The following is a 12502-nucleotide window of genomic DNA, read 5'->3' on the forward strand; positions in this document are numbered from 1 at the left end:
ACCAAGGAGTTCGCGTCTCGGGTCGGCGTCCCGACCGACGCAAACTCCTTGATCGCCCGCGGGGCGCGGGGTGGGCGGATGAACCGCCTCGCAGCTCTGCTGTCATGAATCCCGGTGGACTGGCGGGAGCGACGGTCAGAGACTGTGGCGATGGAACCGACCGAGACCGCGCTGATCGTCGCCGTGCCCGAGACCGAGCGGGCCGTGGGACACTTTCGATCCGCCCTGGACCGCGCGGCCGGCTGGGGAGTGCCCGCTCATGTGACCGTGCTCTACCCGTTCCTGACCCCGGACCGGATCACCGACGACGTGCTCGCCACCCTGGGCCGGATCTTCGAAGCCACACCGCGGTTCGACATCTCGTTCCCGGAGGTCAAGTGGTTCGGAGACACCGTGGTCTGGCTCTCGCCGCAGCCGGATGACGGGTTGCGCCGCCTCACCGCGGCCGTGTGGCAGCGGTTCCCCGAGGCTCCGCCGTATGCCGGGGCCCATGCCGACGTCGTACCGCACCTGACCATCGGCCATGACGCCCCGAAGCACGTCCTTGCCGAAGCCGCCGAGGCTGTCGCCGGTCACCTGCCCATCCGCGCCACCGTCGACGCGGTCCAGCTCATCGCCGGGGCGCCGGCACCCGACTCCTGGCACCCGCTGCGCGAGTTCCGGCTCGGCACGGCATAGCGCCGCGCTGAGGAGTCCGCCACCACGAACGGCCTATCGTCGCGCCGCGTTCACCGAGGTGGGAACGGGGGACCGGCTTGACAACCCGATCGCGGGTTAGGTTAGCCTAACCTTTGTGACGAGCAGAACGGTCCGGGCCGACGGCCTGTCGGGCAGCCGGTTGCGGCTGGGCTACCACGGCGCCACGGTGGTGCACGACGCCGCCATCGCGCTGCGGCCGGCCGCCGTGACCGCGCTCGTCGGTCCGAACGGCAGCGGCAAGTCCACGCTGCTGCGCGGGCTGGCCCGCCTGCACCCGCTGGAGCACGGCGAGGTCGTGCTCACCGACGGCACCCCGGCCCGGGCGCTGTCCCCCCGGGACTTCGCCCGCCGGGTCACGCTGCTGGCGCAGAGCCGCCCCACCCCGAGCGGGGTCACCGTCCGGGACGTGGTCGGCTACGGCCGGCACCCGTACCGCGGGCGGTGGCGGGCCGGCGACCCGGACGGCCCGGCGGCGGTCGAGCGCGCCATGGCGGTCACCGGCGTCGAGGCGATGGCCGCCCGACCGGTCGACGAGCTGTCCGGCGGCGAGCTGCAACGCGTCTGGCTGGCCACCTGCCTGGCCCAGGACACCTCGGTCCTGCTGCTGGACGAGCCGACCACGTTCCTCGACCTGCGCTACCAGGTGGAGATCCTCGACCTGGTGCGCGACCTCGCCGACACCGCCGACGTCGCCGTCGGCGTGGTGCTGCACGACCTCAACCAGGCCGCCGCCGTCGCCGACCACGTCGTGCTCCTGCACTCCGGCCGGGTCCGCGGCAGCGGCGCCCCGCGCGAGGTGCTCACCGAGGCGGCGCTCACCGAGGCGTACGGCATCCGCGTCGAGGTGACCGTCGACCCGGCCACCGGCCTGCTCTCCACCCGTCCCGTCGGCCGGCACACCCGCCGCGCCACCGCCTGAACCCGTTCCTGCCACAGAAGAGAAACAGATGTTGCGTACCCGCCTGACCCTGCTGGCCGCCACCGCGACCGCGCTGCTGATCACCGGCTGCGGCACCACCGAGACGCCCGCCGCCGCCCCGTCCACCTCCGACGCCGCCACCGGCCCGGTCACCGTCACCGACAGCCGGGGCAAGACCGTCACCCTGAAGGGCCCGGCCACCAAGGTCGTCGGCCTGGAGTGGGGTGAGGTCGAGATGCTGGTCGGCCTCGGCGTGATGCCGGTCGGCGTGGCCGACCCCAAGGGGTACGCCACCTGGGTCACCGCCGCCCCGCTCGACGCGAGCGTCAAGGACGTCGGCACCCGGGGTGAGCCGAGCGTCGACGCGGTCGTCGCGCTCCAGCCCGACCTGGTGGTGATGGAGGCCGAGCGCGGCTCCGCGATCGTCACCCAGTTGGAGAAGTACGTGCCGGTGCTGGTCACCGAGGGCAGCGACGCGACCGACAACATCGGCCGGATGCGCGCCGACCTCACCATGATCGCCACCGCCACCGGCCGTACCGCCCAGGCCGAGAAGCTGCTCGCCGACTTCGACGCCGCCCTCGCCGACGGCCGCAAGAAGATCGCCGACGCCGGCGCGGCCGGCCGGCAGTTCGCCTTCGCCGACGGCTGGAAGGAGGGCAGCACCGTCTCCATCCGGATGTTCGGCCAGGGAGCGCTCGTCTCCCAGCTCGGCATCCAGCTCGGCCTGAAGAACGCCTGGACCGGTAAGACCGACGCGATGTGGGGCCTGGGCCAGACCGACGTCGAGGGACTGACCGTCCTCAAGGGCCAGGACCTGCACTTCTTCTACAACGCCTCGGACGGGCAGGACGTCTTCGCCGACGGGCTGGCCGGCAACGCGATCTGGCGCTCGCTGCCGTTCGTGCAGCAGAACAAGCTGCACAAGATGCCCGACGGCATCTGGACCTTCGGCGGCCCGCTCTCCGCCAAGCAGTACGTCGACCAGCTCGTCACGGTCTACACGGCTTGAGCCAGACGATCGCCCCGCCGGGGCCGGCCACCCGGCCGGCCCCGCTCGGGCCACCGCCCGCCCGCCGCCGGGTCGCCGGCGCGTTCCTGCTCGCCGCCGCGCTGCTCGTCGCCGTCACCGCCGTGCACCTCACCCAGGGCACCTCCTCGGTGGGGGCGGCCGACCTGCTCCGGCTGCTCACCGGCGCCGACGACGAGACCGCCCGGGTGCTGGTCGCCTCCCGGCTGCCCCGCCTGCTCACCGGCCTGGCCGTCGGCGTCGCGCTGGGCTTCGCCGGCGCGGCGTTGCAGTCGACCACCCGCAACCCGCTCGCCTCACCCGACACGCTCGCCGTCAACGCCGGCGCGCACCTGGCGATCGTCGCCACCGCAGCGTTCGGGATCACCCTTCCGGCGCTGCCCGCCGGCGGGCTCGCGTTCTGCGGTGGCCTCGCCGCCGCCGGCCTGGTGATGCTGCTGTCCGCCGGCGGCCGGTCCGCGACCACCCGGCTGATCCTCGCCGGCTCGGCCACCGCGATGGCCCTCGCCTCGCTCACCATGCTGCTCCTGCTGCTCTTCGAGCAGGCCACCATCGGTTTGTTCGCCTGGGGCAACGGCTCCCTCGTGCAGGGCGACCTGGTCGCGTTCACCCAGCTCGCCCCGGTGGTCGGCGGCGCCGCGCTGGTGCTCGTGGCGCTCGGCCGCCGGCTGGACCTGCTCGCCCTCGGCGACGACACCGCCACCGTGCTCGGGCTCGACGTGCGCCGGACCCGGCTCACCGTGGTGCTGCTCGCCGTCCTGCTCTCCGCCGCCGCGGTCACCCTGGCCGGGCCGATCGGGTTCGTCGGGCTCGGCGCGCCGGTGATCGTCCGGCTGCTCGGCCGGTGGGTGCCCGAGGTGCACCGGCACCGGGTGCTGCTGCCGCTGTCCGGCATGGTCGGCGTGGCCGTGGTGCTCGGCTCCGACGTGCTGCTGCGGGCCGTGCTCGGCGGGCAGGCCGGCGTCGACGTGCCGACCGGCGTGGTCACCACGCTCTTCGGCGCGGTGCTGCTGGTCTGGCTGGCCCGCCGGCACCGCGACGCCGGCCCCACCCGGCAACCTCCGGGCGGCCACGCGGCCGTGCGCTCCCGTGCCTTCCACGTCGCCGTCGTCACCGTCTGCGCGGTGGCGGCCGGCACGGCCCTGGTGGTGGGCATGCTGGCCGGGGACACCGGGGTGCTGCTCGGCGACATCGTCAACTGGGTGCGGGGCCGCACCGGGCCGGCGTACACCTTCGTGCTGGACGCCCGGTGGCCGCGCGTCGCGGCGGCGCTGCTGGCCGGCGCCGCGCTCGCGCTGGCCGGCACCACCGTGCAGGCGGTGTGCCGCAACCCGTTGGCCGAGCCGGGCATCCTCGGCATCACCGGCGGGGCCGGCATCGGCGCGGTGTCGCTGCTGACGTTCGCCCCGACGGCCGGGGTGGCCGCGCTCTCCGGTGCCGCCGGTCTCGGCGCGGTCGCCGCGTTCGCGCTGGTCTACGGGCTGGCCCGGCACCGCGGCCTCGACTCCGACCGGCTGGTGCTGATCGGCTTCGCGGTCTGGCAGGGCGGCGCCGCGGTGATCACGTTCATCGTGGTGTCCTCCGACCCGTGGAACACCGGCAAGGCGCTGACCTGGCTGTCCGGCTCCACCTACGGGCGCACCGCGCCGCAGGTGCTGCCGGTGGCGGTCGCGCTGCTGGTCGCCGTCCCGGTGGTGGCCGGGATCCGCCGCGAACTCGACCTGCTCGCGCTGGACGACGACACGCCCCGGGTGCTCGGCGTCCGGCTGGAGCGCGCCCGGCTGGTCGCGCTCGGCCTGGCCGCGCTGCTCACCGCCACCGCCGTGTCGGCGGTCGGCGTGATCGGCTTCGTCGGCCTGGTCGCGCCGCACGCCGCCCGGGCACTGGTCGGCGGCCGGCACACCCGCGTGCTGCCGGTGGCGGTGCTGCTCGGCGCGACGCTGGTCAGCCTCGCCGACACGCTCGGCCGCACCGTCATCGCGCCCGCGCAGATCCCCGCCGGCCTGGTCACCGCGCTGGTCGGCACCCCCTACTTCGTCTGGCTGCTGTGGCGCTCCCGCGCCGCCCGTTGAGCACACCCCGCGATCGCGAGAGGACATCTGTCGATGACGAGCACCCTGGCCGCCGCCCCCTGGCGCGTGTTCACCGTCGAGGTACGCGCGCTGCGCCGGCTCGGCCCGTCGTTCCTCCGGGTGACGTTCGCCGGGCCGGACCTGGACCGGTTCGCCGACAACGGCTACGACCAGCGGATCAAGCTGGCCCTGCCGGTGGTCGAGGGGGCGTCGGCCGAGCTGCCCGCCGGACCCGACTGGTACCAGCGGTGGCGGGAGCTGCCGGCGGGGCGGCGCAGCCCGATCCGCACCTACACGGTGCGGGCGGTCCGCCCGGAGGCGTCCGAGGTGGACGTCGACATGGCGCTGCACGGCGACGGCGGCCCGGCCACCCGCTGGGCGCGGCGGGCCCGACTCGGGGACCGGCTCGCCATGGTCGGCCCGGACGCCGGCTGGCCAGGTGTGCACGGCGGCGTCGAGTTCGCCGCGCCGGTCGGGGCGACGCTGCTGCTGGCCGGCGACGAGACCGCCGCCCCGGCGATCTGCGCGATCCTGGAGCGGCTGCCCGCTGACGCGTGCGGGCACGCGGTGGTGGAGGTGCCGGAGCCGGGTGACGAACTGCCCTGCCGTGCCCCGGCCGGCGTCACCGTGACCTGGTTGCCCCGCGCCGGGGCGCCGCACGGCAGCCGGCTCACCCCGGCCGTGACCGGCCTTGCCGACCGGCTGCTGCCGGTCCCCGCCGCGCCCGTCGCCGCCGTGCCGCCGGCCGAGGTGGACGTGGACCGGGAGATCCTCTGGGAGGTGCCGCAGCGCCCCGACGGGGCCCCGCTCTACGCCTGGCTGGCCGGCGAGGCCGCGGTGATCCGCGGTCTGCGCCGGCACCTGGTCGCCGACCGGGGCGTCGACCGCCGGGCGGTGGCGTTCATGGGCTACTGGCGGGCCGGCCGCGCCGAGTCCTGAGCCCGGTCGGCCCGGCCGCAGGCCGCCTGCCGGTCCGAACCGGCCGCAGGCCGCCCGCCGGTCCGACCGGGCCTCAGGCCGACAGTCGGTCGGCCCGGTGCAGCAGGGCGGCCGCGGCCAGGCCGCCCACCAGGACCGCCACCGCGCCCACCGTCTGGCCGGTCCGCAACGCCTCGGCGAAGGCGGCGGTGACCGCCTCCCGGTCCGGGCCGGCGGCGGCCAGCGCCGCCGGGAACGAGCCGGCGCCGGCCAGCGCGGCCGGCAGCAGCGCGCCGAACCGGGCGTTGAGCACCGCGCCCAGCACCGCGACGCCGAGGCTGCTGCCTACCTCGGTCATGGTGCCGTCCACGCCGGCCCCGGCGCCCGCCTTGTCGGTGGGGATCGCGCTCATCACCGCCTCGACGATCGCCGGGTTCGCCAGCGCGCACCCGGCGCCCATCACCAGCAGCCCGGCCAGCAGCGTGCCGTAACCCTCGGACGGGCCGTGCGTGACCAGCGCCAGACCGCCGGCCAGCAGGGTCATCCCGAGCGCGATGGCGGCCGGCCGCCCGAGCCGGCGGATCACCGACGCGGCCACCCCGCCGGCGGTGAGCACCACGATGGACAACGCGAACGGCGCCATCCGCAGCCCCGCCTCCCAGGCCGGATAGCCCCGGACGAACTGCAGGTGCTGGGTGAGCAGGAACAGCGCGCCGGTGGCGCCGAACGTGATCAGCACGACGCCGCAGACCGCGCCGACGAAGCGTCGGTCCCGGAAGAAGCGCATGTCCAGCATCGGGTGGGCGACCCGCCGCTCCCAGCCGACGAACGACGCCAGCAGCAGCACGCCGGCCGCGCCCGCGCCGAGCACCGGCGCCGACGCCCAGCCGTGTTCGGGACCGGAGATGATCGCCCAGACGACCGCGGTCAGGCCGCCCGTGGACAGCGCCACGCCGCCCAGGTCGAGCGGCCCGCCGGCCGGGTCCCGCGACTCCGGGACCAGCGCCCGGGCGGCGAGCAGGCAGACCAGCACGACCGGCACGTTGAGCAGGAAGATCGCGCCCCACGGCAGGTGCGCCAGGACGAACCCGCCGATCGGCGGCCCGGCGGCGAAGCCCAGCGCGCTGGTGGCCGCCCAGACGCCGATCGCGCGGGACCGCTCGGCGGCGTCGAAGACCTGCATGGCGACGGCCAGCGTCGCGGTGGCCAGCAGCGCGCCGCCCACGCCCATGCCGGCCCGGGCGGCGATCAGCTGCTCGGCGGTGCGGGCGAGCCCGGCCGCCGTCGAGCCGAGCCCGAACAGCGCCAGCCCGACCAGCAGCATCCGCCGCCGCCCGTACCGGTCGGCCGCGCTGCCGGCGCTCAGCAGCAGACCGGACAGCACCAGCGCGTACGCGTTGATCATCCACTGCACGTCGGCGGTGCCGGCGTCCAACTCGACCGTGAGCACCGGCACGGCAACGGTCAGCACGGTGTTGTCCAGCACCACCACGAGCTGGGCCAGGCAGAGCACGGCCAGGATCAGCCAGCGGTGCGGTACCGGGGCCGGGGTCGCCCGGTCGGCGTGCACCGTCGTCGGGTCGGCGCTCGTCGGCTCGGCGCTCACGGTGTCGGCGCGAAGCGGGCGAGCGGGTTGACCAGCGTGCCGGCGAACTGCAACGCGGCGGACGGGTCGGTCAGGTCCACCATCTGCTGGTTGTTGCGCAGCTGGAGCCGGTTGAGGCAGGAGAGGGTGAACTCCGGCGCGAACAGGTCGTACCGGCGCATCCGCTCGGCCAGGTGCGGCACCGTGGTCGCGTAGCCGGTGGCGCACCCGGCCACGGTGCGCCAGAAGTCGTCCTGGTCGAGCACGCCCTCGGTGTGCAGGGCGGCGCTCAGGTGCCGCAGGAAGCAGTCGAAGACGTCGGTGAAGATGGACAGGATCTTCTCGTCCTCTCCGATCGCGGCCCGGATCCGCCGCACCCGCTCCGGCAGGTCGGCCTCCGGGTCCATCACCACGATCTCCTCGGCGATGTCCTTGAAGACCACCCGCTCCACCACGTCGCCGTCCAGCACCAGGATGACGTTCTCGCCGTGCGGCATGAAGGCCAGGTCGTGGGCGTACAGGCTGTGCAGCAACGGCACCAGGTAGGCGTCCAGGTAGCGGCGCACCCAGCGCGCCGGCGGCAGGCCGGACCGGGTGATCAGCGCCGCCGCCAGCGAGCGGCCGTCCCGGTCGAGGTGCAGCAGCGAGGCCATCGTGGCCAGTCGTCGCCCGGGTTCCAGGCCGGGCACCGGGCTCTCCCGCCAGAGCGCGGCCAGCATCTTCCGGTACGGCGAGCCGGGGGCGGTCGCCGCCTCGTACTGCCGGTGCCGGTAGCCGATCGCGGCCCGCTCCCGGATGATCGACAAGCCGGTGCGCGTGAGCACCGGGTCGTTCTCGATCAGGTCGGCCAGCCAGTCGTTGATCGCGGGCGTGGCCTCCATGTACGCGGCGGACAGCCCGCGCATGAAGCCCATGTTCAGCACCGACAGCGCGGTCTTGACGTAGTGCTTCGCCGGGTCGGTGACGTTGAAGAACGTGCGGATGGACTGCTGGGCCAGGTAGTCGTCCGGCCCCTCGCCGAGGCAGACCAGCCGGCGCCGGGCCACGTCGCCGGCGAAGGTGACCGCGAGCCTGTTCCACCACTGCCACGGGTGCACCGGGATCAGCAGGTAGTCGGCCGGGTCGAGGCCGAGCCCGGTGAGCGTGGCGGTGAACCCGGCGAGCGTCTCGTCGCCCAGTTCGGCGCGGACCAGCGCGTCGTAGTCCAGGTCGGCGGCGCAGGTGAACGTGGTGTGGTCACGGTGCGCGGCCAGCCAGAGCAGCCGTACCGGCGCGGCGGTCTCCGGGGCGTACCGGTGGTATTCGTGCACGCCGAAGCCGATCCGCCCGTTGTTGGCCACGAAGCAGGGGTGGCCCTCGGTCATCTGCGTCTCGATCGACTGGAAGTCGGCGGCGGCCAGCTCGGCGGCGGTCACCGCGGGCTTGCCCAGCTTGTACGCGGTGCCCGCGAGGGTGGAGGTGATCTCCTCCAGGTAGACGGGCAGGATCGCGTCGGTGAGGCCGAGCGCGGCGCGCAGCTCCAGGCAGAGGTCGACCGCGTCGAGCGGCAGCTCCGCGTCGTCGCGGCGCCGGGTGATGCTGGCGGCGTCGACCTGCCAGTGGTCCAGCGCCAGCCGCCGCGCGGCGAACCGGTACTGCACCGTGCCGTCGTCGCTGCGCACGACCCACCGCCCGGGGCCGGCCGGCTCGGGGGTGATCAGGCGCTCGTGGGCGAACTCGGCGAGCGCCTTGCGCACCAGCAGCCGGTTGGCCGTCGCCCACGCCTCGGGGGTCAGGTGGTCCACGGACGCGGCGGGGTTCACGGGGTCGCCTCTCCCCGGGCCGCGGCCCGGAATCGTTCCCGGGTGCAGACGCTGAGCAGCGCGTCCTTCTCCGGCTTGCGGATCTCGCCGACGACGGTGAAGCCGACGGCGGCGTTGAGCGCGTGCACGGCGGTGTTGCGCACGTCCGGCTCCACCATCACCCGCCGGGTCGCCGGGTCGGCGAAGAGCCAGGCCATCACCGTGGTGAGCACGGCGCGGGTGAAGCCGTGCGCGGGCGTGTCGGTGGGGGCGCAGAGGAAGTGCATGCCCACGTCGCCGGGCTCCGGCTCGTAGAGGCCGACCAGCTCCACCCGGGCCGGGTCGTACCGTTCGGCCAGGAACGCGGGCCGGCCGCGCCACGAGCCGAGGTACGCGTCGTGGTGCGGGTGGGCGGCGATGCGCCGGTACTCCTCGGCGACGCCGGCCACGTCGGCGTCCTGCATCAGCCAGAACGCGGCCTTCGGATGGGTGACCCAACGGTGCAGCAGCGCCGCGTCGGCGTCGACGTCCAGCGGGCGCAGCGCGAACTCGCCGAGCCGCTCGTCGAGACGGGTGAAGACGTTCACGCCGGACTGATCGCGCATGCGCTCACGGCCCTCGCTTCGCTCGGTGCGTTCGCTCATGCCGGTACCCCGAACTCCTGGAACGCGATCGACTTCTCGATCGGGTAGTGCTCCCGGCCGGTCAGCTCCCGGATGATCCACGAGTTGCGGTAGGGCCCCATGCCCAGGTCGGGCGAGGTGATGCTGTGCGTGTGCGTGCCGGCGTTCTGCAGGAACACGCCCCGGCCGGTGTGGTCGACGCTGTAGTTGCGGGCCACGTCGAAGCGGCCGTGGCCGTCGAAGCGGAGCCGGTCGCGCACCGGGGCGAGGAACTCCGGCACCCGGTAGTGGTAGCCGGTGGCCAGCACCAGGCCCTCGGTGTCCAGCGTGAACGCGTGGTCCTGTTCGGTGTGGCGCAGCCCGAGCCGGTAGCGGCCGTCGGCGTACGCGGCGTCGACCAGTTCGGTGTTGGTCAGCAGCCGGGTCGGCGCGGGCGCGTGCAGGCTCTTCGCGTAGAGGGTGTCGTAGATGTCGTTGATCAGATCGGCGTTGATGCCCTTGAACAGCGGCTTCTGCGCTGCTTCCAGCCGGTAGCGGGTCGGCTCGGGCAGCGCATGGAAGTAGTCCACGTAGTCCGGTGAGGTCATCTCCAGCGTCAGCTTGGTGTACTCCAGCGGGAAGAACCGGGGCGAGCGGGTGACCCAGGTGAGCTGGTAGCCGTACGTGTCGATGTCGCTCAGCAGGTCGTGGTAGATCTCGGCCGCGCTCTGGCCGCTGCCCACGACGGTGATGCTCCGCTTGGCGCGCAAGGACTCCCGGTGCTCCAGGTAGCGGGAGTTGTGGATCAGGTCGCCGCCCACGCCGGCGCAGGCGGGCGGCAGATACGGCGGGGTGCCGGTGCCGAGCACCAGGTGCCGGGCCCGGTGGGTGACCGGCCCGTCCGGCGTGTCGGCGCGTACCACGTAGCGGTCGTCGGCCCCGTCGTGCTCGACGCTGGTGACGACGTGCCGGAAGCGCAGGTTCGGCAGCTTGGCCGCGGCCCACCGGCAGTAGTCGTTGTACTCGGCGCGCAGCGGGAAGAAGCTCTCCCGGATGTAGAACGGGTAGAGCCGCCCGGTCTCCTTGAGATAGCTGAGGAACGAGTACGGCGAGGTGGGGTCCGCGAGCGTGACCAGGTCGGCGATGAACGGCGTCTGCAACCGGGTCGATTCGAGCAGCATCCCGGGGTGCCAGTCGAAGTCGTCGCGCGCCTCCAGGAACAGCCCGTCGAGGTCGTCGATCGGTGCGCTGAGGCAGGCCAGGCCGAGGTTGTACGGGCCCAGCCCGACGGCGATGAAGTCGTGGGTCGACATGGGGTTCTTCCGTTCGGGGCCGGGGTCAGCCGACCGGGCAGGACAGCTCGGCGGTGGCCGCGGTCCGGGCGTACCAGGCGGCGTGGTCGGCGATCAGGTCGCGCACGTGGGCGATGTCGTCGACGGTGGTCTCGGGGTTGAGCAGGGTGAGCTTCAGCCAGTGCGCGCCGTCGACCTTGGTGCCGGCGACCAGGGCCGCGCCGGAGGTGGCCAGCGCCTCGCGGGCGTGCAGGTTGGCCTCGTCGACCAGGTGCGGGTCGGCGCCGGGCGGCAGGTGTCGGAAGACCACGGTGCTCAGCGGGGAGCGGGCCGCGACCTCGAACCGGGGGTCGGCGTCGAACAGCCGCCAGGCGTCGGCCGCGAGGTCGACCACCTGGTCGAAGAGCGCGCCGATCGCGTCCGGCCCCATGATCCGCAGGGTCAGCCAGAGCTTGCACGCGTCGAAGCGGCGGGTGGTCTGGATGCTCTTGTCGACCTGGTTCGGGATGCCCTGCTCGACCGCGCGGGCCGGGTTGAGGTAGTCGGCGTGCCAGGTGGCGTGGCGCAGCACCCGGCCGTCGCGGACCAGCAGCGCGCTGGAGCTGACCGGCTGGAAGAACGACTTGTGGTAGTCGACGGTGACCGAGGTCGCCCGCTCGATGCCGTCGAGCAGGTGCCGGCGGGTGGGGGAGACCAGCAGCCCGCAGCCGTACGCGGCGTCGACGTGCATCCAGACGCCGGCGGCGGTGCAGATGTCGGCGATCTCGGGCAGCGGGTCGATGGTGCCGAAGTCCGTGGTGCCGGCGGTGGCGACGACGGCCATCACCACCTGCCCGTCGCGCCGGCAGCGGTCGATGGTGCGGGCGAGTTCGTCGGTGCGCATCCGGCGGCCGGCGTCGGTGGGCACGGTGAGCACCGCGTCGGCGGAGAGGCCGAGCAGCTTGGCCGCCTTCTGCACGCTGAAGTGGCCGGCGGCGGAGGTGATGATCCGCAGCTGGGCCAGCACCTCCGGCCGGGCCGGGCGGGTGGCCGCTCCGCCGACCACCCGGCGGTGGGTCTCCTCCCGGGCCAGCAGCATGGCCTGCAGGTTCGACTGGGTGCCACCGCTGGTGAACACGCCGTCGGCGGTGGCGCCGAGACCGATCCGTCCGGCCGTCCACTCGATCAGGCGCCGCTCCATCAGCGTGGCGCCGACACTCTGGTCCCAGGTGTCCAGCGAGGAGTTGACCGCGCTGAGCACGGCCTCGCCGAGCAGCGCCGGGATGACCACCGGGCAGTTCAGGTGGGCCAGGTAGCGCGGGTGGTGGAAGTACACCGCGTCGCGCAGCCAGACGTCGTGCAGCTCGTCCAGGGCGGCGTCGGTGTCGCCGAGCGGCCGGTCCAGGTCGATCGCGCCGACCACCGGGGCGAGCGCCTCCGGCGTCACGCCGGTGAACGGCCGGTCGGCCGCGCCCACCCGGCGGGCGACGCGGTCGACGCCGCGCGCCAGCACGTCCCGGTACCGCCCGAGCGAGCCGGCGTTGAACAGGTGGGCGCGCGCTGCGGTGTCGATCGCACTCATGTGACTTCCCGGTCGTCGTGCGGACAGGAGCGCGGGCGGACCG

Annotated in this window: 10 protein-coding genes; 5 read left to right on the plus strand and 5 right to left on the minus strand. The window is 74.2% G+C overall.

Annotation, left to right across the window (positions count from 1 at the left end):
* The first annotated feature begins 150 nt into the window (after positions 1-150).
* The 5 genes from CO540_RS01110 to CO540_RS01130 all read left to right on the plus strand — a co-directional run bounded on the left by CO540_RS01110 (position 151) and on the right by CO540_RS01130 (position 5659).
* A complete protein-coding gene (locus CO540_RS01110) occupies positions 151-678 on the plus strand; it encodes a 2'-5' RNA ligase family protein (protein ID WP_099160531.1) in 528 nt (175 codons plus the stop codon).
* A 115-nt stretch (positions 679-793) separates the two neighbouring features.
* A complete protein-coding gene (locus CO540_RS01115) occupies positions 794-1618 on the plus strand; it encodes an ABC transporter ATP-binding protein (protein ID WP_099160532.1) in 825 nt (274 codons plus the stop codon).
* A gap of 28 nt (positions 1619-1646) precedes the next feature.
* The gene (locus CO540_RS01120; RefSeq protein ID WP_099160533.1) at positions 1647-2630 is read left to right on the plus strand and encodes an ABC transporter substrate-binding protein; all 984 of its coding nucleotides are present in this window, start codon (positions 1647-1649) and stop codon (positions 2628-2630) included.
* Entirely contained in the window at positions 2627-4720 is a 2094-nt protein-coding gene (locus CO540_RS01125; RefSeq protein WP_172967772.1) for an iron ABC transporter permease, read from the plus strand. The genes CO540_RS01120 and CO540_RS01125 overlap by 4 nt, the downstream gene beginning before the upstream one ends.
* 33 nt (positions 4721-4753) lie before the next feature.
* The gene (locus CO540_RS01130; protein WP_099160534.1) at positions 4754-5659 is read left to right on the plus strand and encodes a siderophore-interacting protein; all 906 of its coding nucleotides are present in this window, start codon (positions 4754-4756) and stop codon (positions 5657-5659) included.
* A gap of 73 nt (positions 5660-5732) precedes the next feature.
* Here the strand turns inward: CO540_RS01130 and CO540_RS01135 are convergent, their stop codons facing one another.
* The 5 genes from CO540_RS01135 to CO540_RS01155 are packed head-to-tail and all read right to left on the minus strand — an operon-like array spanning position 5733 to position 12459.
* On the minus strand, positions 5733-7208 hold the full coding sequence (locus tag CO540_RS01135) for an MFS transporter (protein ID WP_099164525.1): 1476 nt from the start codon (positions 7206-7208) through the stop codon (positions 5733-5735).
* Between the two features lie 32 nt (positions 7209-7240).
* The gene (locus tag CO540_RS01140) at positions 7241-9025 is read right to left on the minus strand and encodes an IucA/IucC family siderophore biosynthesis protein (RefSeq protein WP_099160535.1); all 1785 of its coding nucleotides are present in this window, start codon (positions 9023-9025) and stop codon (positions 7241-7243) included.
* Positions 9022-9609, minus strand: a complete 588-nt coding sequence (locus CO540_RS01145; protein ID WP_099164526.1) for a GNAT family N-acetyltransferase — start codon at positions 9607-9609, stop codon at positions 9022-9024. Before CO540_RS01145 ends, CO540_RS01140 begins: the two co-directional genes overlap by 4 nt.
* Positions 9610-9644: 35 nt before the next feature.
* Positions 9645-10919, minus strand: coding sequence for a lysine N(6)-hydroxylase/L-ornithine N(5)-oxygenase family protein (locus CO540_RS01150; RefSeq protein WP_099160536.1), 1275 nt, complete (start codon positions 10917-10919; stop codon positions 9645-9647).
* 25 nt (positions 10920-10944) lie between these two features.
* Positions 10945-12459: an aspartate aminotransferase family protein gene (locus tag CO540_RS01155; protein ID WP_172967773.1), complete on the minus strand. Its 1515-nt coding sequence runs from the start codon at positions 12457-12459 to the stop codon at positions 10945-10947.
* Positions 12460-12502: the final 43 nt, after the last annotated feature.

This window comes from Micromonospora sp. WMMA2032, assembly GCF_002688545.1.
Classification (GTDB): domain Bacteria; phylum Actinomycetota; class Actinomycetes; order Mycobacteriales; family Micromonosporaceae; genus Micromonospora; species Micromonospora sediminicola.

Excerpts from the sequence above, each read along its gene's own strand:
- CO540_RS01110 (WP_099160531.1), top strand. The coding sequence starts at position 151 with ATGGAACCGACCGAGACCGCGCTGATCGTCGCCGTGCCCGAGACCGAG.
- CO540_RS01120 (WP_099160533.1), top strand. The coding sequence starts at position 1,647 with ATGTTGCGTACCCGCCTGACCCTGCTGGCCGCCACCGCGACCGCGCTG.
- CO540_RS01130 (WP_099160534.1), top strand. The coding sequence starts at position 4,754 with ATGACGAGCACCCTGGCCGCCGCCCCCTGGCGCGTGTTCACCGTCGAG.
- CO540_RS01145 (WP_099164526.1), bottom strand. The coding sequence starts at position 9,609 with ATGCGCGATCAGTCCGGCGTGAACGTCTTCACCCGTCTCGACGAGCGG.
- CO540_RS01150 (WP_099160536.1), bottom strand. The coding sequence starts at position 10,919 with ATGTCGACCCACGACTTCATCGCCGTCGGGCTGGGCCCGTACAACCTC.
- CO540_RS01155 (WP_172967773.1), bottom strand. The coding sequence starts at position 12,459 with ATGAGTGCGATCGACACCGCAGCGCGCGCCCACCTGTTCAACGCCGGC.